At 64.8% G+C, this 19,873-nt stretch carries 20 protein-coding genes; 5 read left to right on the top strand and 15 right to left on the bottom strand.

Translation table 11 applies throughout. From position 1 onward, the window contains the following. Positions 1–2 precede the first annotated feature (2 nt). From ACOGXH_RS04820 to ACOGXH_RS04805, 4 genes are all read left to right on the top strand, one after another. A complete protein-coding gene (locus ACOGXH_RS04820; protein WP_419927983.1) occupies positions 3–392 on the top strand; it encodes a VOC family protein in 390 nt (129 codons plus the stop codon). Continuing rightward, positions 392–823 carry an ArsI/CadI family heavy metal resistance metalloenzyme gene (locus tag ACOGXH_RS04815; protein ID WP_419927982.1) on the top strand — a complete coding sequence of 144 codons (432 nt, stop codon included), beginning with the start codon at positions 392–394 and terminating at the stop codon, positions 821–823. Before ACOGXH_RS04820 ends, ACOGXH_RS04815 begins: the two co-directional genes overlap by 1 nt. An 86-nt stretch (positions 824–909) precedes the next feature. Next, positions 910–1,374, top strand: coding sequence for a hypothetical protein (locus ACOGXH_RS04810; RefSeq protein ID WP_419927981.1), 465 nt, complete (start codon positions 910–912; stop codon positions 1,372–1,374). Further along, positions 1,374–1,718: a type II toxin-antitoxin system RelE family toxin gene (locus tag ACOGXH_RS04805; RefSeq protein WP_419927980.1), complete on the top strand. Its 345-nt coding sequence runs from the start codon at positions 1,374–1,376 to the stop codon at positions 1,716–1,718. Before ACOGXH_RS04810 ends, ACOGXH_RS04805 begins: the two co-directional genes overlap by 1 nt. 130 nt (positions 1,719–1,848) lie before the next feature. On the opposite strand, the gene rpiB is transcribed toward ACOGXH_RS04805, so the two are convergent. From rpiB to ACOGXH_RS04780, 5 genes are all read right to left on the bottom strand, one after another. Next, the gene (rpiB, locus tag ACOGXH_RS04800; RefSeq protein ID WP_419927979.1) at positions 1,849–2,289 is read right to left on the bottom strand and encodes a ribose 5-phosphate isomerase B; all 441 of its coding nucleotides are present in this window, start codon (positions 2,287–2,289) and stop codon (positions 1,849–1,851) included. A 106-nt stretch (positions 2,290–2,395) separates the two neighbouring features. Continuing rightward, positions 2,396–2,971, bottom strand: a complete 576-nt coding sequence (locus ACOGXH_RS04795; protein WP_419927978.1) for an O-methyltransferase — start codon at positions 2,969–2,971, stop codon at positions 2,396–2,398. Positions 2,972–2,988: 17 nt separating this feature from the next. Beyond that, positions 2,989–4,449, bottom strand: a complete 1,461-nt coding sequence (locus tag ACOGXH_RS04790; RefSeq protein ID WP_419927977.1) for a VWA domain-containing protein — start codon at positions 4,447–4,449, stop codon at positions 2,989–2,991. 21 nt (positions 4,450–4,470) lie between these two features. Continuing rightward, positions 4,471–5,385, bottom strand: coding sequence for an AAA family ATPase (locus tag ACOGXH_RS04785; RefSeq protein WP_419927976.1), 915 nt, complete (start codon positions 5,383–5,385; stop codon positions 4,471–4,473). A gap of 58 nt (positions 5,386–5,443) precedes the next feature. Further along, positions 5,444–6,700, bottom strand: coding sequence for a glutamate-5-semialdehyde dehydrogenase (locus tag ACOGXH_RS04780; protein WP_419927975.1), 1,257 nt, complete (start codon positions 6,698–6,700; stop codon positions 5,444–5,446). A gap of 121 nt (positions 6,701–6,821) precedes the next feature. Here ACOGXH_RS04780 and murJ point away from each other — a divergent pair, with 121 nt between their 5' ends. Next, a complete protein-coding gene (gene murJ, locus ACOGXH_RS04775; protein WP_419927974.1) occupies positions 6,822–8,477 on the top strand; it encodes a murein biosynthesis integral membrane protein MurJ in 1,656 nt (551 codons plus the stop codon). Here the strand turns inward: murJ and proB are convergent. From proB to mreD, 10 genes are all read right to left on the bottom strand, one after another. After that, the gene (proB, locus tag ACOGXH_RS04770) at positions 8,443–9,540 is read right to left on the bottom strand and encodes a glutamate 5-kinase (protein ID WP_419927973.1); all 1,098 of its coding nucleotides are present in this window, start codon (positions 9,538–9,540) and stop codon (positions 8,443–8,445) included. The two genes, murJ and proB, sit on opposite strands and share 35 nt — an antisense overlap. Beyond that, a complete protein-coding gene (obgE, locus tag ACOGXH_RS04765) occupies positions 9,537–10,823 on the bottom strand; it encodes a GTPase ObgE (protein WP_419927972.1) in 1,287 nt (428 codons plus the stop codon). The genes proB and obgE overlap by 4 nt, the downstream gene beginning before the upstream one ends. Before the next feature lie 18 nt (positions 10,824–10,841). Further along, on the bottom strand, positions 10,842–11,093 hold the full coding sequence (gene rpmA / locus ACOGXH_RS04760; RefSeq protein WP_419927971.1) for a 50S ribosomal protein L27: 252 nt from the start codon (positions 11,091–11,093) through the stop codon (positions 10,842–10,844). A gap of 28 nt (positions 11,094–11,121) precedes the next feature. Beyond that, positions 11,122–11,427, bottom strand: a complete 306-nt coding sequence (gene rplU, locus ACOGXH_RS04755) for a 50S ribosomal protein L21 (RefSeq protein ID WP_419927970.1) — start codon at positions 11,425–11,427, stop codon at positions 11,122–11,124. 262 nt (positions 11,428–11,689) lie between these two features. Next, on the bottom strand, positions 11,690–13,387 hold the full coding sequence (locus tag ACOGXH_RS04750; protein ID WP_419927969.1) for an Rne/Rng family ribonuclease: 1,698 nt from the start codon (positions 13,385–13,387) through the stop codon (positions 11,690–11,692). Between the two features lie 15 nt (positions 13,388–13,402). After that, positions 13,403–14,134: a TIGR03936 family radical SAM-associated protein gene (locus ACOGXH_RS04745; protein ID WP_419927968.1), complete on the bottom strand. Its 732-nt coding sequence runs from the start codon at positions 14,132–14,134 to the stop codon at positions 13,403–13,405. After that, positions 14,131–16,080, bottom strand: coding sequence for a TIGR03960 family B12-binding radical SAM protein (locus tag ACOGXH_RS04740; protein WP_419927967.1), 1,950 nt, complete (start codon positions 16,078–16,080; stop codon positions 14,131–14,133). The genes ACOGXH_RS04745 and ACOGXH_RS04740 overlap by 4 nt, the downstream gene beginning before the upstream one ends. Positions 16,081–16,169: 89 nt before the next feature. After that, complete coding sequence (rodA, locus tag ACOGXH_RS04735) at positions 16,170–17,330, bottom strand: rod shape-determining protein RodA (RefSeq protein ID WP_419927966.1); 1,161 nt, start codon at positions 17,328–17,330, stop codon at positions 16,170–16,172. Then, positions 17,330–19,360 (bottom strand): penicillin-binding protein 2, encoded by a 2,031-nt coding sequence (mrdA, locus tag ACOGXH_RS04730; RefSeq protein ID WP_419927965.1) that lies wholly within the window; start codon positions 19,358–19,360, stop codon positions 17,330–17,332. Before mrdA ends, rodA begins: the two co-directional genes overlap by 1 nt. Then, the gene (gene mreD, locus ACOGXH_RS04725; RefSeq protein WP_419927964.1) at positions 19,357–19,863 is read right to left on the bottom strand and encodes a rod shape-determining protein MreD; all 507 of its coding nucleotides are present in this window, start codon (positions 19,861–19,863) and stop codon (positions 19,357–19,359) included. Before mreD ends, mrdA begins: the two co-directional genes overlap by 4 nt. Positions 19,864–19,873 lie beyond the last annotated feature (10 nt).

The raw sequence follows: 19,873 nt of genomic DNA, 5'->3' as shown, positions 1-19,873 counted from the left end.
CCATGAGCGAGGACACGAATCCGCAGGTCAGGTCAATCCTGCATGTGCAGGTGGCGATCCCCGTTGGCGGGGAAGATGCGGCGCGGGAGTTCTATGGCGGGCTGCTGGGGTTGGTTGAAGTACCCAAGCCGCCCGAGCTGGCCAAGCGGGGCGGTTGCTGGTTCGAACTGCCGGAGGGGACGTGCGGGCAGTTGCACTTGGGAGCCGACCCAGACTTCCGACCAGCCAAGAAAGCGCATGTGGCCTTCGTGGTCTCCGATGTCGCCGAACTTGCCGAGAAGGCCGAGTCCCAGGGACATGAAGTCGTCAAGGACACCGCCGACGGGGTCGAACGTATCTACATCAGTGATTCGTTCGGGAACCGCTTAGAGTTCATGGCAGAGGTGGCGTGATGAGATTGCAGCTGGCGTTGAACGTGTCCGATCTGGAAGAGGCGGTGGATTTCTACTCCCGTCTCTTCGGCGTGGAGCCGGCCCGGAGGCGACCAGGGTACGCCAACTTCGCCATCGATGAGCCACCACTCAAGCTGGTGCTGTTCGAGGCCGGCCACGGGACAACCGAGGAAGAAGGATGCTGCAACGGTGCTGGCGGCACGATCAACCACCTGGGGGTGGAGGTCGAGACCACCGAAGAGGTGCTCGCTGCCGAACGCCGCATAAGCGAGTCGGGCCTCGCCACCTCCGGGGTGGACGACACCCAGTGCTGCTTCGCCGAAAAGACCGAGACCTGGATTACCGGCCCCGACGGCACCGCCTGGGAGTGGTACGTCCGCACCGGCGACAGCGAAGTCCTCCAAAACGTGGTGCTCACCACCCGAAGCTGAGCCCCACCTCCTGCCTGGGGCCCATCACGGGAGCTAGGTTGCCGATACTGGCTTGATATCTGAATTAGTTCAGATATTCTGACTAAATGCAGGTTATCGAGCGCACCTTCTCCGAGTTCCTCCGACAGCCCAAGGAGGTAGTTGCCGATCTCGCGGACCACGATGTAGTGCTGCGACGTCGCAATGCCCCCGACCTCTACCTCAGCCTCGCCGCTAGAGACATCAGCCGGGCCAAGACCATCGAGTGTCTGGCCCGCCTTCTCAGCAAGATTTCGGCTGACTCCCCCGAGGCAATGGATGACGCCATTGAGGCCGCCTTCCCCTGGGTCGAATTTCTCTCACCCGAAGAGCGTCGGAAGTTTGCCGAGGATCTGACTCGTACCATTCTGGCCTGTGCCAGCATCGAGAGCTTTGAACCAGTCGAACAGACACTGCTCGAATGGCAAAACACCGCCGAGATTCTCAGCGACCCCGAACTCACTGCCTTGCTCACCACCCCCATCACCGATACCCACGGCGGACGTGTCCTTCCTCCCCCAGCCGTCGACTGATGCCCCGACGCCGGGACCGAGTCGCTCCCCCGCCGCGCAAAGGCGGATGGGACTGGCGATACGCGTCCAATGCCGCCGCCAACTCGTGGGAGCAGTTCGGTGCCTCTGTCCCCAACAACATCCGATCAGCATGGGAGCTCATCACGGCAGACCCACGGAATCGGAGCAAGCGTCAACATCCTCTGCGAGGTCGCTTTGCCACTGCCACCGTCAACGGCATCCAGATTCCCCAGTGGCAATACGAAGTCACCGGCGGTGGCCGTATCTGGTACTGCATCGACGACGACAAGAAAACCATCTGGGTAACCGCCGTCCACCCCGGCCACCCCAAAGCCACCGAGTGACGGTCGCAGCCAATTGCAACCCGTCGAACCTTGTAAAGAAAGACCTCCCTTTCCCCCACTCAGGCATGGGCTTGGCCCCCATCAAATATGTGCCCCAATGATCCCGATGAAGGAGTCCCTGTTGTCTCAACTAGCGAGCTTCCAATTCAGCAATTTGCTCGATACGCGCTTGATGTCGTCCCCCGTCAAATGGTGTCTCCAGCCAGAGCTCCATGATTTCGACTGCAAGTTCTGGGGCGACGATCCGCGCGCCAATAGCCAGGACGTTTGCATCGTTGTGTGAGCGCGACAACCTCGCCGTAGCCAAGCAGTTGCATAGAGCCGCACGAATGGAGGGGATCTTGTTGGCTGCTATCTGTTCACCTTGTCCAGAGCCGCCGAGCACAATTCCCCGGTCAGCCCGTCCTGCCGCTACGTCCCGCGCCACAATCGCGCAGATTCCCGGATAGTCGACCGGCTGGGTATCTGCCGTACCACGATCAACAACTTCGTTACCGAGACGCTGAAGCGCTGCGATCAGAGTCTCCTTGAGCTGAAAGCCAGCGTGATCAGCACCAATTGAGATCCTCATGTCATTGAGACGCTATCCCGAGTAATACGGCCTCGAGAGTCTTCTGGGATCTTGAGGTAGCTATGACTCATTTGGAGTTACAGCCATTGCCGATTCGCTCCGAGTTCTAAGGCACGGCCCCGCGGCGCGAGGCGAGGATGATTCCAGACGCCACATCCAACTCCACTGCGGCGAGACGCGAGTCGGTCGTCAGTACCTTGCGCACCTTTTCTACCGTCGAGCGATCCTTCTCAGAGCCATAGCGCGAGAGGTCCATGTCATCGACGAGCAGAAGGCCTTGGGGCGCGAGCGCGGCAAAAGTGAGTTCGAGGCCAGTCCATTTGCCCGCCTCGGCATCAGCGAAGATCAGATCGAACCGACCCAGTGCTGGAAGCAAAGCCCCAATATCGCCCTCAACTATCGACACATGGACAGGGAGATCGACCTCCGTAAGGAACGAGACCCGCTCAGCATCCCGCTCTATGGACACGACTTCGACGTCGGTTCGTGAGCCAAGTCCGGTCAGGATCCACGCCAGCCCCACACCAAATCCCGTTCCCAGTTCGAGAATTCGACCACCAAGCGGCGTTGTTGCCGCGAGAACCGCAAGAATCTCCCCTACGCCTCGTTCACACGAGTGCTCGAAGCCTTGCTCGGCCGCCCGATTCTCAGCCGCCAAGACTGTCAGTGGCACCGGCTTCATTCCCTTATCCCGTCGCCCTACACCAGGTTTTCGACGAAGCCTTCGAGTTGGCGGAGGTTGCGGACTTCGAAGACACCGTCGCAGTGGACGCCGTATTCGGAGACTATGGAGTCGCCGGTGTCCCAGTAGGCACCGGGCTCGGGGTTGAGCCAGAACACTTTGCGGGCCCGGTGCTCGATCTCTTTGAGGATCCAGGCCTGGGAGGCGTGGTAGTTGTTGCGGGCATCGCCCAGGATCATCACCGTGGTCTTGGGGCCGACGTCTTTCCCGTAGCGCTCCCAGAACACCTCGAAGGCGTGGCCGTAGTCGGAGTGGCCGTCCACCCACACCACGTCGGCTTCGGCGTTCACCCGGTGGACGGCCTCGCCGATGTCGTCCACTCCCTCGAAGAAGCTGGTCACCTCGTCGAGGCCGTCGATGAACACGAATGAGCGCACCTTGGAGAACTGGTTGCTGATGGCGTACACCAGATGCAGGGTGAACCGGGCGAAGGCGGCCACCGACCCGCTCACGTCGGCCACCACCATGATCTCGGGCTTGGCCGGGCGGGGGTAGCGGAACTTTGGCTCGGCGGGCACTCCCCCGTAGGACAGGGAGTGGCGCATGGTGTTGCGGAAGTCCAGCGGTCCCTTGCGGCCGTGGCGGCGCTTGCGAGCCAGGCGCACGGCCAGCTTGCGGGTGAGCGGGTAGATGGCCCGGCGCAGGGCCATCATCTCCTCCCGGCTGGCGTGCATGAAGTCCACGTCTTCGGGCAGGGGCTTGCGGAGCGTCTTGGCCATGGCCTCCACTCCCCTATCGGCCACCAGCCGACGGCGAATCTCGGCCTCCACCTCCTTGCGGAGTTGGTCGATGCGGGCCTCGAACTCGTCTCGTTCCAGCCGTTCTTCCAGGGGCGTCAGATCGCCGGGGGCGTCGTCTCGGGCTTGATCCATCAGCCGATCCAGCACGCCGTCGAGGTCAAGGTTTCGCAGCGTGCGATATAGGTAGTAGGTGCCACCCACCGGCCGGCCGGGCTCCATGCCGGCATATCGCTGCACCGCCTGGCGGGCGATCGCTCGCATCAGGGCGTCATCGCCCCGCATGAGCGCCTGGAACAGCATCTCGGCCAGTTGCTCTGCCGACATGGCCTCGCCACCGCCACCGCCCTGGCGGCGCTGCTGGCCATCCAACCCGTCGACGAAATCGGACAGGTCCATGCCATCGGGCCATTCGCCGTCAACCAGGTCGTATTCGGCCCCCCGCAGCGAGAAGTACACCTCGAACACCGTCTCAAAGGCCCGCCAGTGGGCGTGGTTCTTCACCAGCGTGGCGGCCAGGGCGTACTTGAATGCATCCCGGTCCTCGATGGGGATGTGCTGGATGGCCTCCATGGCATCCAGGTTCTCGGTGAGACTCACCGGCAGGCCCGCGGCCCGCAACTCAGAGATGAACCCGGCCAAAAGCGCCAGCAGTGGCGAGGTGGCGGGCTCGACTTTCATGGCAGCCTCAGCGCAGCACGACTACGGAGTTGCGGCCGGGACGGCAAATTCCTCGTCGGAGGAAGCAAACTCCTTGAGCGCTTTTTCGATGTCACTGCGGTACTTGAGCAGGATGTTCACCGTCTCAGCCGCGGTGTCGGCGTCGATGTGCTCCACCCCCAGCAGTACCAGGGTGCGGGCCCAGTCCAGCGTCTCCGACACCGACGGGGCTTTCTTCAGCTCGATCTGGCGAACCGAGCGGACGATGCGGGCCACCTGGTCGGCCAGGCTCTCACCCACGCCGGGCACCTTGGCCAGCACGATCTCCTTCTCCCGGTCGAGGTCGGGATAGTCGATGTGCAAGAACAGGCACCGCCGCTTGAGGGCTTCGGACAGCTCCCGGGTGTTGTTTGAGGTGAGGAACACCAGCGGGATCTGGCTGGCGGCCACCGTGCCCAGCTCGGGTATGGACACCTGGTAGTCGGACAAAATCTCCAGCAGAAGCGCCTCGGTCTCGATCTCCACCCGATCGACCTCGTCAATTAGCAGCACCACGGGCTCGGCGGCGCGGATGGCCTCGAGCAGCGGCCGGGTGAGCAGGAATTCCTCGGAAAACAGGTCATCTTCAATCTGCTGCCACATGCCGTCACCCTCGGGGTCTTCTCCCTGGCGCTCGGCTTGAATGCGCAGCAGCTGCTTCTTGTAGTTCCACTCGTACAGCGCCTTGGACTCGTCGAGGCCCTCGTAGCACTGGAGGCGGATGAGACGGGCTCCGGTGGCCTCGGCCACGCTCTTGGCCAACTGGGTCTTGCCTGTTCCCGCCGGACCCTCCACCAACACCGGTTTCTGTAGCCGCTCGGCCAGATAGACCACTCCGGCGATGCCCTCATCGGCCAGATACTGCACACTGCTCAGGCCCTTGCGCACCGAGTCGACGTCGGCAAAGGAGAAGCTCATGGCTGAAGGCTACGCCCAGCCTGTTCCGGCCCCGAAATCACGGATTCTTCGTGGACGGCTAGGCGCGTACCTGGCCCTCGCCCCGGACCACGTACTTGGTGGTGGTGAGCTGGCGCAGGCCCATCGGGCCCCGAGCGTGCAGCTTTTGGGTGCTGATGCCGATCTCGGCGCCGAAACCGAACTCCTCGCCATCCACAAACCGTGTGGAGGCGTTGACCAGGACGGCAGCGGCGTCTACCTCGGTGCAGAATCGATCGGCAGCCTCCAGATCTGCGGTGATGATGGCCTCGCTGTGGCCGCTGCCGGTGTCGTTCACGTGGGCGATGGCCTCATCTAGGTCGTCGACCACCCTTACCGACAGCTTCAGGTCCAAGAACTCGGTGAAGTAGTCGGCCTCGGTGGCCTCTCCGATCCGATCCGGCCCCAAGATCGCCCGAGCGGCCTCGTCGCCCACCAGCTCCACACCGGCCAGGTCGTCGGCCAGCGCGGGCAGGAGATCGGCGGCCACCGAACGGTGCACCACCAAAGACTCGGCCGCGTTGCACACCGACGGGCGCTGGGTTTTGGCATTCACCACGATGCGCCGGGCCATGTCCAAATCGGCCGAGGCGTCGACGTACACATGGCAGTTGCCGTCGCCGTCGATCACATAGGGCACGGTGGCGTTCTCCAGGATGGAAGCGATTAGCCCGGGCCCGCCCCGGGGGATGAGACAGTCGATCGAGTCTCGCAGCTGCATGAACTCGGCGGCTGCCTCATGGCTGGGGTCGGACACCAGCACCAGGGCGTCGCTGGGCAGACCGGCCTTCTCATAGGCGTCCCGCATCACCCCGGCTATGGCCAAGTTGGAGCCCAACGCGCTGGACGAGCCCCGCAAGAAGGCGGCGTTGCCCGACTTGAGGCACAGTCCGGCGGCATCGCTGGTCACGTTGGGGCGGCTCTCGTACACGATGGCCACCACGCCCAGCGGCACCCGGACCTGGCTGATCCGCAGGCCAGTCGGCACCACCCAGCCGCTGACGATCTCCCCCACCGGGTCGGCCAAGCCGGCCACTTTGCGCAGACCCCCGGCCATACCCTCCAAACGGGAGTCGGTCAGCGTGAGCCGATCGACCAGGGTGGCGCTCATTCCCGACTCGGTGGCGGTATCCACATCGGCCCGATTGGCCTCCAGCAGATCGTCGCGGGCCTGCTCAAGCTGGTCGGCAGCCAGCAATAGCGCATGGTTCTTGGTCTCAGTGTCGGCGGTGGCCAGAACACGAGCCGCGGCCTTGGCCCGGTCGGCCAGCTCGGCCATTGAGGTATCTGCGCTCACGGCGCGAGCGTACCCGACTGCACCCTTTGCTCCGGTAGCGTGTTTTGGCATTCCACCGGTTGAGCAGCGATTCGAAGGCCCCGACGACACCCCGCGCCCTAGCGGCAAGGGGGCGGTGCTGGTGGGCGCGGGGATCTTCTTGTCCCGCGTCTCTGGCATCGGCCGGGAGGTGGCGGTGGCGGCGTTCATCGGCGCGGGTCGCATCGGCGACGCCTACCGGGCCGCTTTGACCATTCCCCGACTGCTGCAAAACCTGCTGGGTGAGGGTGTGCTGTCGGCCTCTTTCATCCCCATCTACTCGCAACTGGTTGAACAGGGGCGACGCAAGGACGCCGGCCGACTAGCCGGCGCAGTCTTTGGACTCCTGTCCGTGGTCACCGGGCTATTGGTGCTGGCCGGCTGGCTACTGGCCGAGCCGATCGTGTCTCTCCTGTTATGGCGGCTCTCGGACAACACGGCTGATCTGACCGTTGAGCTAGTGCGGGTGATGTTCGCTGGGATCGGCTTCATCGTGCTGGCGGCTTGGGCCTTGGGGGTACTGAACGCCCATCGCCGGTTCTTCTTGTCCTATGCCGCCCCAGTGATCTGGAACGCCGCCCAAGTGGCGTTCATGGTGGGGGCATGGCTGGTGTGGCACAACGTCGACCCCGCCACTCGGGCCTCCGATGTGGCCAAGATGGCCGCTTGGGGCGTGGTGCTGGGCGGGGCCCTCCAGTTCTTGGTGCAGGTACCGCTGGTGCTGCGACTCGTTCCGTCGTTACGGCTCAGCCTCAACTGGCGGCGGCCCGATGTTCGCACGGTGCTCAACCGGTTTGGCCCTGCGTTCATCGGACGAGGCGTGGTGCAGGTGTCGGCCTACGTAGACCTGATCTTGGCCGGGCTGCTGGCCAGCGGGGCCATTGCCGCTCTGGGATTCGCCCAGGTGATTTATTTCCTGCCCATCAGCCTGTTTGCCATGAGCGTGGCGGCCAGCGACCTACCCGAGATGGCCCGAGAGCAGGACGACCCTGAGGCGCTGAGGCGGCGTCTGCAAACCGGTCTCGACCGCATTGGGTTCTATGTGCTGTTCTCGGCGGTGGCGTTCATCACCCTGGGCGGGCTGATCGTGGGAGCGCTGCTGGAGCGGGGGCAGTTCAACGGCGACCAGACCGTGCAGGTGTGGTGGATCTTGGCGGCCTACAGCCTGGGGCTGGTGGCCTCAGCGTCGTCTCGGCTGCTGCAAAACGCCTGCTTCGCCGCTGGCGACGCCAAGGGGCCGGCCCGAGTGGCGGGGGTGCGGGTAGTGCTGGCCGCCGCGGTAGGAGTGGTGCTGATGTTCAGCTTCGACTCCTACGCTGTGGTCAACGGGAGCGTGGAGCGACTGGGCGACTTCCGAGTGTTGTCGCCGCTGTCAGATGCCGCGCGAGCCGAGGGAGCGGTTCGGTTGGGAGCGGTGGGCTTGGCCCTGGGCAGCACGGTGGCCGCTTGGGTGGAATACGGCATCTTGCGCCACCGGGTCCGCTACTTGCTGGGCCGAAGCCAGCCAGTGAAGGGACCCACAGGACGCTTGGCAGTTGCTGCCCTTTCAGCCGCGGTGCTGGGGGCTGTTCTGGCGTGGGGTCTAGATCCGTTGCCGCTGTTGTTCGCCGCACCATTCGCTCTGCTTTTGACCGGAGTGGTGTATGTGATGTTGGGCCGGGGCTCTGGGGTGGCCGCGGCCGAAGAGGCTGCGACATTGATTGAACAGGCTCTTGCCAAGGTCTCTAGGGCAGTACGGTCAAAGAATCGCGGTGGATGACCTCGTCGGGCGCGCCCGCGGGCAAAGCGTCGGAGCGCAGGCCCACCACCGAGTCCATGTCGTCTGAGGAAACCTCCACCAGACCCCGGGCGAAGATCTGATCGTCGGGCCCCCGCACGTCAACCGCATCACCGGGCTGGAACACCCCCTCGAAGCCAGTGATGCCTATGGCCAAAAGCGAAGCACCCCGCTCCACCATCGCCCGGCGGGCCCCGGCATCCACCCGCACCGTGCCGGTGGGGACCATGGCAAATCCGATCCACAGTTTGCGGGCACTCAACCGCTGGGGCTGGGGAGCCACCGTGGTCCCGACACCGGACCCATGGGCCAGCGCATCGGCGACCACATCTGGGCGATCGGCAGCCGCGATCACCGTCCGGACCCCCGACCAGCTGGCAATGCGAGCCGCGGCCAGCTTCGAGGCCATGCCGCCACTGCCCCGGTCGGTGCCTGCTCCGCCCGCGGCGGCGGCCAACTCGTCCAGCAGACCCAGATCGGTGATCTCCTCCACAATCCGGGCTTCGGTATCGGAGCGGGGGTCGGCGGTGTGGACCCCCTCGGTGTCGGTCAACAGCACCAGCAGCTCGGCGCCCACCATGTGGGCCACCAGTGCGGAAATGCGGTCGTTGTCCCCCCAGCGAATGGCGTCGTCGGCCACCGCGTCGTTCTCATTCACAATGGGAACGACGCCCAACTTCAACAGCCGATTGAGGGTTCGCTGGGCGTGCAGGTATTGGGTGCGCTCCAAGAAATCCCGAGGGGCCAGCAGCACTTGGCCGCAGATCAGGCCGTAGCCTCCTAGGCGCTCTTGGTACAGGGCCATGAGCCGGCTCTGGCCCACCGCGGAGAGGGCTTGGAGGGTCACCGAGTCGCGGGGACGACCCTGGTCGAAGCCGAGCACGGGAAGCCCGGCACCGATCGCCCCCGAGCTGACCACCACCGCCTGATGCCCGTCGGCCACCGCGGCAGCCACCTCGCCGCTTAGCTTGGCCACCGCCTCGGCCCTGATGGTGCCATCGGTCTCGGTTATCGATGACGTTCCGATCTTCACCACCACGATCACTGCGCCACCTCCTCGTTGAGGTAGTCGTCGTCATCGTGATATTCGAACTCGAAGTCGCCGATCCTGGCGGTGTCGCCTGACTTGATCCCAGCCCGGGCCAACGCCCGGTCCACCCCCAGCCGCTGAAGCCGGCGACGGGCGAAGTCCCACGCGCCAGGGGCATTGAGGTCAGACAGCGCCACCGTGCGTTCAGCCGCCCGACCCACCACCACGTAGGCGCCATCATCGGCCCGCTCCACGGTGAATCCTTCGGGGATCGGCCGGTGGACAACCACGTCCTCGGAGCGCCCAGCAGTGGGGGCCAGACTGTCCTGGGCCCGGGCCTCGCCCACCGCGTCGGCCATGGCCCGGATCAGCTCGGACAAGCCCTCCCCGGTCACCGCAGAGATGCGCAGGGCTTCTGGCGGTGGATCCAGTTGGGCGACGTCGGCTTTGGAGGCCGCCAATATCCGGGGGCGCTCCAGCAGCTCGGGGCGGTAGGCCCCCAGCTCTTCCAGCAACACCCGCTGCTGTTCAGCGGGGGAGGTCTCCTCCATCGAGGCCAGGTCGACCAGTACGACCAACACCCGGGCGCGCTCGATGTGGCGCAGGAAGCGGTGGCCCAGGCCGCGGCCGTCGCTGGCCCCGGAAATTAGGCCCGGGATATCGGCCACCACCATCTCGAAGTCGTCGTCGGTGCGAACCACTCCAAGGTTGGGCTCGAGAGTGGTAAACGGGTAGTCAGCGATCTTGGGGCGGGCCGCCGATATTCGGGAGATCAGCGTGCTCTTGCCCGCGTTGGGAAAGCCGATCAGCGCTACATCGGCCAGCAGCTTCAATTCCAGCCTCAACCAGCGCTGCACCCCCGCCTCCCCCTGTTCGGCGAACGCCGGAGCGCGGTTTTGACGGGTGGAGAAGCGGGCGTTGCCGTGGCCTCCCTGCCCGCCCGCGGCAGCCAGCCAGCGCTCCCCGTCAGCCGCGAGATCGGCCAGCATTTCCCCACTCTGGGCTCTTATGACGGTTCCCACCGGCACCTGCACCATCGTGTCGCTGCCCGATGCGCCGTGCCGGCGCTTGCCCTGGCCGTGGGTTCCGTTTCCCGCCCGTCGATGGGGATGGTCTTTGAACGCGATCAGGGAGGCCACATTGTGGTCGGCAACCAGCCAGACACTGCCGCCCTCGCCGCCGTCGCCGCCGTCGGGTCCGCCTTTAGCCACATGGGCCTCACGTCGAAACGAGACGCACCCGGCACCGCCGTCGCCGCCCCGCACGTTCAGGCCGCACTCGTCTACGAACTGGGACATCGCATCCCAGCCAGCCAGTCAATCGGTGATGACGTCGACGAGCTTGCGGCGGCGCCGATGGCCGAACTTGACCCGGCCGTCGGCGGTGGCGAAGAGGGTGTCGTCGCGGCCGCGTCTGACGTTGTCACCGGGATGGATGCGGGTTCCCCGCTGGCGCACGATGATCGAGCCCGCGGTCACCTGCGTGCCGTCGAACACCTTGACCCCGAGGCGCTTGGGGTTGGAATCTCGGCCGTTGCGGGTTGAGCCGCCGCCTTTGGTCTTGGACATCTCCTGCTCCCTTCAGCGTTCCGACTGGCTATGCCTTGATAGCCGTGATCTGGATGCGGGACTTGCGCTGGCGGTGGCCCCACCGCCGATGTTGGTTGCTCTTGTTCTTGTAGGTGAAGCCATTGATCTTGCGATCCTTAACCGAGTCCACCACCGTGGCGGTGACCTTGGCCTTGCCGAGCGCGTCGGGGGCGGCGGTCACCGAATCGCCGTCCACCAGCAACAGGGGGATCAGCTCCACCTCGGCCCCGGGCTCGCCCAACAACTCAACGTCAAGGACTTGGCCCTCTTCAACTTTGTACTGCTTTCCGCCTGTGCGGATGACGGCATACACCTGCTTGCGCCTCGCTCACTACTTGCTGGCAGGTCCGACTGACAATTCTAGACGAACTATCAGGCGCCAACCCCAACCGTTAAGACCCCGCCAAACGGTTAGTGGTGTGTCTTGGGTTTAGCGCCGTGGATTGCGACGGCAGCGGCGTTCCTCGCAAGGCGCACCGACGCAGCCATACCCGGAGCGTACGGCAAGGAGGAGCAACGCCGCGAGGGGCGTCGATGCCTAGCAGGACACGCGCGAATAAACCCAAGACACACCACTAGTTCTTCGAGGTGAGCGTCTTGTCAAGCTCCAGGCCCCGCCCCTCGCAGGTCGGGCAGACCGATGAGCACGACTCCAGCAGGCCCTCGCCGATGCGCTTGCGGGTCATCTCCACCAATCCCAAATCAGAGATGTCCAGCACCTGGGTGCGGGTTTTGTCCCAAGCCAGCGACTCCCGGAATGCCTTCATGACCTCTTCCCGGTTGCCCCGCTTCTCCATATCCACGAAGTCGATCACGATGATCCCGCCGATGTCGCGCAGCCGCAGCTGCCGGGGGATCTCCTGAGCCGCCTCCAGGTTGTTGCGGAACACGGTCTCCTCCAGGTTGGAGTCGCCCACGTTCTTGCCGGTGTTCACGTCGATCACGGTGAGCGCCTCGGTGCTCTCAATGATCAGCGATCCGCCGCCGGGCAGCCACACCTTCTTGTCCAAAGCCTTGAGGAACTGCTCATGCACGTGGTGGCGTTCCAACAGGCTCAGATGCTCGGTCTCGGCGTCGTAGTACTCAAGCCGCTCGCCCAGTTCGGGGGCCACGCTGGACACGTAGTCGTGCACCTGGTCAAACAGGCGCCGATCATCTATCTGGACCGAGCGGAAGTCCTGGTTGAACTCCTCCCGAATGACCCGAACCGCCATCTCGGGCTCCCGGTACAGCAGTCCGGGCACCTTGGCCTTCTTGGACAGGGCCTCGATCTCCTCCCATTGCGAGACCAGCCGCTTCACGTCGCGCTCCAGTTCCTCGGCGGTGATCTTCTCGGCCGCGGTGCGGACGATGATCCCGTGCTCCTCCGGCTTGCACCGGTCGAGCACCTTACGGAGACGCTTGCGCTCCTTGTCGGGCAGCCGCTTGGAGATGCCGTAGGTCTTGGAGTTGGGCACCAGCACCACGAACCGCCCCGGCAAAGACACTTCCTGGGTCAGCCTGGCCCCCTTGTGGGCTATCGGATTCTTGGTGACCTGGCACATGATGGTCTGACGGGCCTCCAACAGGTTCTCGATGCGGGGTGAGCCATCGGATGTCTCCACATCGTCGGGGTCGAACACCACGTCACCCCGGTACAGCACCGCATTCTTGGGAGTGCCGATGTCCACGAAGGCGGCCTCCATGCCGGGCAGCACGTTTTGAACCCGGCCCAAGTAGATGTTGCCGTGGATCTCCCCCACGTCGTCGGCCGGGCGGGAGACGTAATGCTCGATGAGAGCCCGGCCCTCCAACACCGCAATCTGGGTGGCTTCCGGGCGAACTTGCACCAGCATCATGTAGCGGCCCACCGGGCGTCCCTTGCGACGACGGCCCCGACGGCGCTCCAGCGTCTCCTCGTCGAGCTCTACCGGCCCGTCGGAAACCTTGTGCTCTACCGGTTGGATCGGGCGGTTACCGCCGCCGCGGCCCCTCCCTCCCCGGCGGCGCCTTCGCTTGCGGCCCGAGCCCCCTGAACCCGAACCCGACCCCGATCCGCCCGAGCCCCCTGAACCCGAACCCCCTGAGCCCGAGCCGCCCGAGCCCCCTGAGCCCGAGCCTGAGCCCCCGGAAGAGCCCGATCCGTTCCCGCTCGGCGCGGGGCGGGAATCCCCGATCTTGGGGCGGTTATCGGAAGGCGGGGGCGCGGGGCGGGAATCCCCGATCTTGGGGCGGTTATCGGAAGGCGGGGGTGCGGGGCGCGTATCGCCGATCTTGGGGTGACCTTCGGTCATCTGTGTAGTCCTTTCTCATTGCACACCAACCAGGGTGTGCTGAGCAGGGGCTGCGCCGACCTCAAGTGGCTCCAAGCGGGCGCCATCCTGCTCAATCCATTGACGAGTGCGCCGAATCAGCACCGGTCGAAACACCGGTTCTTGAGCGGCCAAAAGCTCCGACGGGCGTGCTGCCCGCGGCTGGGTGCCCAGAGTGGCCAGGAGGCGAACCCCCCGGCTCGTCGGTTCACCGACCTCCAGGGCACGCACCTGTGGGGCCAGATCGTCGGTGATCTTTTGGCCTTTGCGTTCTCGCGTAACCATAAGCGTAGCCGCCCCGAGCACTTGATCTACCCATTGGGCGAGATCACCGGAGGCCACGTCCAACAATTCGATGTCCCAATCGCAGATGGTCACAGCCTGCTGCAACGACATCGTCCCCGGTGCCAGAACCGCCCCCCCGGTGGCCTCAATACCGTCGGGCAGCACGCCGACCAGGGCTTTCAGCACCTCATCCGCCGCCATGTCGTCAACCTTGAAGTCGACATCCAAATACTCGGCGTCCGACTCGTGGCTGGTGGCCAAGGCCAGGCCGAAGTGCAGTTTGGCCCGCGGTGAGAACCCCTCGGTCTGAGCCACCGGCAACCCGGTCCGCCGCAGCGAGCGCTCCCAGATGCGGGCCACATCGCGGTGGCTGGTGAAGCGGATCCGCCCCGCTTTGCTATACCGCAGTCTGATCCGGGTGCGTGGTGCTTGATTCGGATTCATGTCGAATTCCTGGCACCGACGCCCGACAGCTGCACCGATACCGCTTGGGGCGGCTGGTAGCCAGTGGGCACCTGGCCGGTGCCCTGGCTGCCCCCGGCCGGTGGCGTGGCGGAGGCCACAATGTGCTCGATGCTGTAGCCGGTGCAGGCCCCGCAGTCATAGCACGGGGTCCAGCGGCAGTCCTCCAAGCCCACTTCATTAAGGGCGTCCCTCCAGTCCTGCCACAGAAAGTCCTTGTGCAGGCCAGCGGAGAGGTGATCCCAGGGAAGTACCTCGTCCTCAGTGCGGTGTCGGTGCACATACCAGTCCACCGACAGCCCGTGTTTAGCCATGGCCTGGGTCCAGCGGTCGTAGTCGAAATGCTCCGACCATTCCTGGAATGTGCCCCCTTGGCGCCACACCTCCTCGATGACTCGCCCGATGCGGCGGTCGCCCCGGCTGGCGATTCCCTCCACCAAGCTGGCCTTGGGATCGTGCCACTTCATTTGGACGCCCCGGTTCCGCTTGATGTCATCTCGCAGCAGGAAGACCTTGCGCTGGAGCTCCGACACCGTGTTCTGGCCGAACCATTGGAACGGCGTGAACGGCTTGGGCACGAACCCGCCCAGCGAGACCGTGACCGATGGGTTCTTGGTGTGGGACCTGCCCAACTCCACGCAATTGCGGGCCAGCTCTCCTATGGCCAGCGTGTCCACATCGGTCTCGGTGGGGAGGCCGGTGAGGAAGTAGAGCTTCATGCGCCGCCAACCCTGGGAGAAGGCCGACTCCACCGCCCCGTAGAGGTCTCGCTCGTCGATGAGCTTGTTGATCACCCGGCGCATCCGCCACGATCCGGCTTCGGGGGCGAAGGTCAGGCCGGTGCGCCGAGCCCGCTGGATCTGGGCGGCCAGACCCACGGTGAAGGCGTCCACCCGCAGACTGGGCAGCGACACCGACACTTCTCCGGCGCCGCAGTCCATGGTGGCGGACACCACTTCGGTGATCCCGCTGAAATCGGCCGTGGACAATGAGGTGAGCGCCACCTCGTCATAGCCGGAGCGGGCCAGTCCGTCGGCAACCATGGTGCGGACCTGATCGGCGGGGCGCTCCCGTACCGGACGGGTGATCATCCCCGCCTGGCAGAACCGGCACCCCCGGGTGCAGCCCCGGAACACCTCCACGTTGAGCCGGTCGTGGACCACCTCGGTGAGCGGCACCAGCTGCTGCTTGGGATAGGGCCACGCCGCCAGATCGGCCACCGTGCGCTTCTCCACCACGGCGGGAACATCGGCGAACCGGGGCGTGATCGACACCAGCGCCGGGCCGTCGTAGGCCACGTCGTACAGCGACGGCACATACACGCCTTCGATAGCGGCTAGGGCCCGCAGCACCGACTGGCGCGACTTCTTACCCGAACGCTTCCATTCCCAGACCGCCGCGGTGATCTCTGAGACCACCTCCTCGCCGTCGCCCAGCACGAAGAAGTCCACGAAATCGGCCAGCGGCTCGGGGTTGTAGGTGCAGTGCCCGCCCGCGCCGATCAACAAGTCGTCGTCGGCTCGGTTCTCGGCTCGCACCGGGGCTCCGGCCAAGTCGATGCAGTTGAGCAGGTTGGTGTAGACCAGCTCGGCCGACAGGTTGAACGCCAGCACGTCGAAATCCGCCGCCCGGCGGTGAGTGTCCACCGAGAACAGCGGCAGGCCCGCGGCCCGCATCTCAGCCTCCATGTCCACCCAGGGGGCATAGGCCCTCTCGGCCACCGAGTCATCTCGCTCGTTGAGGATTTCGTAGAGGATCTGAAGGCCCTGGTTGGGCAAGCCGATCTCATAGGTGTCGGGATAGGCCAGCAGCCACGCCACCTTGGAGGGATGATGCTCCGGCGTCGCCATTCCGCCCTCGCCGCCGATGTAGCGCGCCGGTTTCGACACCTCGGGCAGCACCAGTTCTAATTCCGGCCAAAGCGACATTGCCACCAATCTACCGCCGGCCCTTCGCCAGCCCGAACCAGTTCAGATGGACCGCCGGCAGCCGCTGACGCCTAAACCCGAATTCCCGGTCAGACGAACCTGCGCATGCGAACGTTCAAAACCAGGCCGAGGCCGATGAGTGTTGCGATGGCCGAGGAACCGCCGTATGAGACCAGGGGAAGGGGAATGCCGGTTATGGGGGTGATGCCCAGTGTCATACCCACCGCTTCGAACATCTGGAACAGGATCATGGCGAACACGCCCGAGCAGATGAGGGCGCCGAATCGGTCCTTGGCCAGGCGAGCCGCCTGGAGAATTCGCAGCAGCAGCAGGGCGTAGAGGCCCAGGGTGGCGGCCGAGCCCACGAAACCGAACTCCTCGCCGATGACGGTGAAGATGAAGTCGGTGTGCTGCTGGGGCACCAAGCCGCTCAGCGTCTGGGAACCCTCGCCGTAGCCCTTGCCGCTCACCCCGCCGTTGCCGATGGCAATCTGGGCTTGGCGCTGCTGGAAGGCGGCGTCGGTGATGCCGGTCGTGGGGTCTACGAAGGTGCGCAGCCGGTTGGTCTGGTACTCCTCCAGCATGTTGGAGTTGATCATCAGCGCCACCACCGTGACCACGATCAGGGCGATTCCGATGACCTGTCGGAAGCGAATGCCGCCGATCAGCAGCAGGACGAAACCGATGAACACGTAGATGATCGCGGTACCCACATCGGGCTGGAGAAGAACCAGCAATCCGGGCCACGCCACGATGCCCACGGCAAAAAACACCCGGGGGGCGCTCAAGTGGTCTTCGTAGCGCGACAAGAAGTACGCCACCGCGACGATGATCGCCAGCTTGTGGAATTCAGACGGCTGAAGCTGGAAATCGCCGAATCGGAACCACGAACGGGCCCCGTTGACCTCTTCGCCCAACGGTCCCAGCACCACGATCAGCGCCAGAATCCCAACCCCGTAGATGGCTACCGCGAACTTGGCCAGCTCTTGATATGGGAACCAGGCCGCAAAGATCATGAACAGCGCGCCGGCCACGGCGAACAGCGATTGGCGCTCCAAGAAGAAGGAGTCGAAATTCTCCGGATCGCGGCCCCGGGTGGTGCTGTAGATGGCCGCGATCCCAATGGCGGCCAGACCAGCCGCGGCCAGCACCAACAGCAGATCGATGTGCATCCACGGCGCGTAGGGGCTGCTCCGGGGATTGAATTCCCGGTCCTTCAAACGGCGTTCCTCCAGAGAAATGACTGCCATCAGGCCGTACTCTCCAGATCTGCGTTCTCGGCGTCCACCTCAGCCCCATCATCGCTGATCGACCCGCTCAACTCGGCCAAGTCGTCGATGGTGCGGACCGCGGGCACCGAGTTGGTGGCGATGGGCTCCAGCACCCGGCGCACCGCGGGAGCAGCTACCGATGCCCCGAATCCCGACTCCTCCATGATCGCCACGACTACGTATTCGGGATTGGGATTAGGTCCGAAGGCCGCAAACAGCGAGTTGTCGGCTTGGCCCACGACCTCGGCCGTCCCGGTCTTGCCCGCCACCGGCCACTCCTCATGGGGGAAGCCGAAGAACGCCGAGTGGGCGGTGCCCTCCAACTCGGCGGTCACACCCAACAGCCCCTCCAGGATCGGCAGTCTGATGGAGCGGGGCAGGTAGACCTGGTCGAGTACCCGGTCGGCGAAGGCCTGCAACACCTCACCGGTCACCGGATTCACCACCTGCTCCACCATCTTGGGCGAATACAGCGTTCCCCCGTTGGCGAAGGTGGCGTAGCCGTTGGCCAGCTGAAGCGGGGTGGCCCCCAGCACGCCCTGGCCGATGGCCAGCACGATCGAGTCACCGGTTCGCCACGGCTCGCCCGCGGCTTCAGCTGCTGACGGCGAAGGCACTCGGCCCGCGCCCTCGCCGGGAAGCGCGATGCCCGACGGTGCGCCGAAGCCAAAGAGTTGGGCCGCCCGCTGTATGCCCTCCCGATCGAAGCGGTCGGCGCGGTCCATGGTGTCGCCCAAGTAGTAGAAGTAGACGTCGGACGACACGGTGATGGCCCGACGCAGGTCCACCGGCCCATATATGGCCTCCTCCGCGTTCCTGAAGGTGCACGACGCGATCACATCCTCCTCGCAGGACGGCACGACGTAGGTACCGGCATCCTCGTAGAGCGTGCGCACGTCAAGCACGCCGCGCTCGCCGATCACGCCGCTGTTCATCGCGGCGTAGGCGGTGAACAGCTTGAACGTCGACCCCGGCGGATAGATGCCGGCCAAGGCCCGGTTGTGCAGCGGCTGGTGGTTGTTGGGGTCTTGGAGCTGGGCCCACCGATCTTCGGAGAAGCCGTGTACGAACTCGCTGGGCGAGTACGTAGGGAACGACGCCATGGCCAGAACCTCAGATCCGTTGGGATCCAGCACCACCAGAGCCCCACCAGGGGCTTTGAATGGCGGGTCGTTGGGGTCATCGGTCTCCTGCTGGCGGGCCTCAGCCAATCCGGCCAAGAGCTCCTTCTCAGCCAATGCCTGGATATCGATGTCCAGAGTGAGGTGCACGTCGGCCCCGGCGATGGGATCAACCTGCGCGAGCACCGCCACCGGGTCGCCCACGTTGTCCACCTCAAGTCGGGTGAATCCGGGCGTGCCCCTCAGCACCGACTCGAAGGACGCCTCGATCCCGGTCTGGCCGATCTCATCATTGCGCCGATAGGTCTTGGGATCATCGGCCACCAATTCGTACTGCTCCTCGCTGAGCAGAGAGACGTACCCCAGGATGTGGGCGGCCAAATCACCGTAGGGGTAAGTGCGCACGCTGCGGATGACAGTGCCCACGCCGGGGAATTCGTCGGCCCGCTCGGCCAAGACGATCTCGAAGTTCTCAGTGACGTCGTCGGCAACCGGCACCGAATCGAGGGGCCCATAGCGGGGGTCGTCGAGTGCATCGTTGATCTCGAAGATCTTGGTGAGCCGGCCAGCCCGGCTGATCTCGGTGGCCAAGCGGAGCACCAGATCTTCCTGTTCGTCCTCGTCGAACTCGGTGTCGAAGGTGAACCGGTCCACGGTCACCACCAGTGACTCCCGGTTATCCACCAGCACATTGCCGTTGGTGTCGAAGATGCGGCCCCGGGGGGCGGGCTCATAGATCACCCGGATGGTGTTGGAAACCGCGATGTTCTCGAACTCCTCGGAGCTCATCACTTGCAGGAACCACAGACGGGCCGCCAGAACCCCGAATGCGAGCAGGGCCAACAAGGCCAGGAAACTGAGGCGCAGGCGCAGCGATTCCGGGGTCAACGTTCTTCACCGAGAAGCCTGGGCCACGACCAGCGCCACATTCCCAGCAAAGGCAAACTGAGCACCAGGTTGTAGGCCGCGGCAACTCCCATCACCACATAGAGGCGATCGGTATAGAGGTTGGCCTCGCCGAGCAGCTCCCCGAGCACCGCGTACACCAGCAACCCGCCGGCGGTGGCCGCGGCAGTGACCAAAACGTTGATCCACCATGCGCTGCGGAAGATCCGCTCCTCGATCAGTCCCACCGTGTAGCCCCACACGGTGTAGATGAGGGCGGAGAGGCCGAACAGCGTGGGCAAATACAGGTCGATGCCCAAGCCGATTAGGAATCCGGCCACTGCGCCCCGCTCGGGTCCGCCCACTAGGCCGGCGGTGATCGCAATAGCCAAGGGCACTTCGGGAGCCACTCCCATCACCCGCAGGTCGGAGAACAGGGCCATGTGCAGAACCAGGGCAGTCAGCAAGAACAGGGCGCTGCGCAGATAGGCGTTGGCCGTGTTCACAGCTCGGTCG

Source organism: Candidatus Poriferisocius sp. (assembly GCF_965208355.1).
In the GTDB taxonomy this organism is placed as follows: Bacteria; Actinomycetota; Acidimicrobiia; order Acidimicrobiales; family Bin134; genus Poriferisocius.
This window is presented reverse-complemented; position numbering and strand designations above follow the sequence as displayed.

Excerpts from the sequence above, each read along its gene's own strand:
- rodA (WP_419927966.1), bottom strand. The coding sequence starts at position 17,330 with ATGGCAGTCATTTCTCTGGAGGAACGCCGTTTGAAGGACCGGGAATTC.
- ACOGXH_RS04820 (WP_419927983.1), top strand. The coding sequence starts at position 3 with ATGAGCGAGGACACGAATCCGCAGGTCAGGTCAATCCTGCATGTGCAG.
- ACOGXH_RS04815 (WP_419927982.1), top strand. The coding sequence starts at position 392 with ATGAGATTGCAGCTGGCGTTGAACGTGTCCGATCTGGAAGAGGCGGTG.
- ACOGXH_RS04750 (WP_419927969.1), bottom strand. The coding sequence starts at position 13,387 with ATGACCGAAGGTCACCCCAAGATCGGCGATACGCGCCCCGCACCCCCG.
- ACOGXH_RS04740 (WP_419927967.1), bottom strand. The coding sequence starts at position 16,080 with ATGTCGCTTTGGCCGGAATTAGAACTGGTGCTGCCCGAGGTGTCGAAA.
- ACOGXH_RS04745 (WP_419927968.1), bottom strand. The coding sequence starts at position 14,134 with ATGAATCCGAATCAAGCACCACGCACCCGGATCAGACTGCGGTATAGC.
- obgE (WP_419927972.1), bottom strand. The coding sequence starts at position 10,823 with ATGTCCCAGTTCGTAGACGAGTGCGGCCTGAACGTGCGGGGCGGCGAC.
- ACOGXH_RS04805 (WP_419927980.1), top strand. The coding sequence starts at position 1,374 with ATGCCCCGACGCCGGGACCGAGTCGCTCCCCCGCCGCGCAAAGGCGGA.
- ACOGXH_RS04790 (WP_419927977.1), bottom strand. The coding sequence starts at position 4,449 with ATGAAAGTCGAGCCCGCCACCTCGCCACTGCTGGCGCTTTTGGCCGGG.
- rpiB (WP_419927979.1), bottom strand. The coding sequence starts at position 2,289 with ATGAGGATCTCAATTGGTGCTGATCACGCTGGCTTTCAGCTCAAGGAG.
- rpmA (WP_419927971.1), bottom strand. The coding sequence starts at position 11,093 with ATGTCCAAGACCAAAGGCGGCGGCTCAACCCGCAACGGCCGAGATTCC.
- ACOGXH_RS04810 (WP_419927981.1), top strand. The coding sequence starts at position 910 with ATGCAGGTTATCGAGCGCACCTTCTCCGAGTTCCTCCGACAGCCCAAG.
- ACOGXH_RS04785 (WP_419927976.1), bottom strand. The coding sequence starts at position 5,385 with ATGAGCTTCTCCTTTGCCGACGTCGACTCGGTGCGCAAGGGCCTGAGC.
- ACOGXH_RS04795 (WP_419927978.1), bottom strand. The coding sequence starts at position 2,971 with ATGAAGCCGGTGCCACTGACAGTCTTGGCGGCTGAGAATCGGGCGGCC.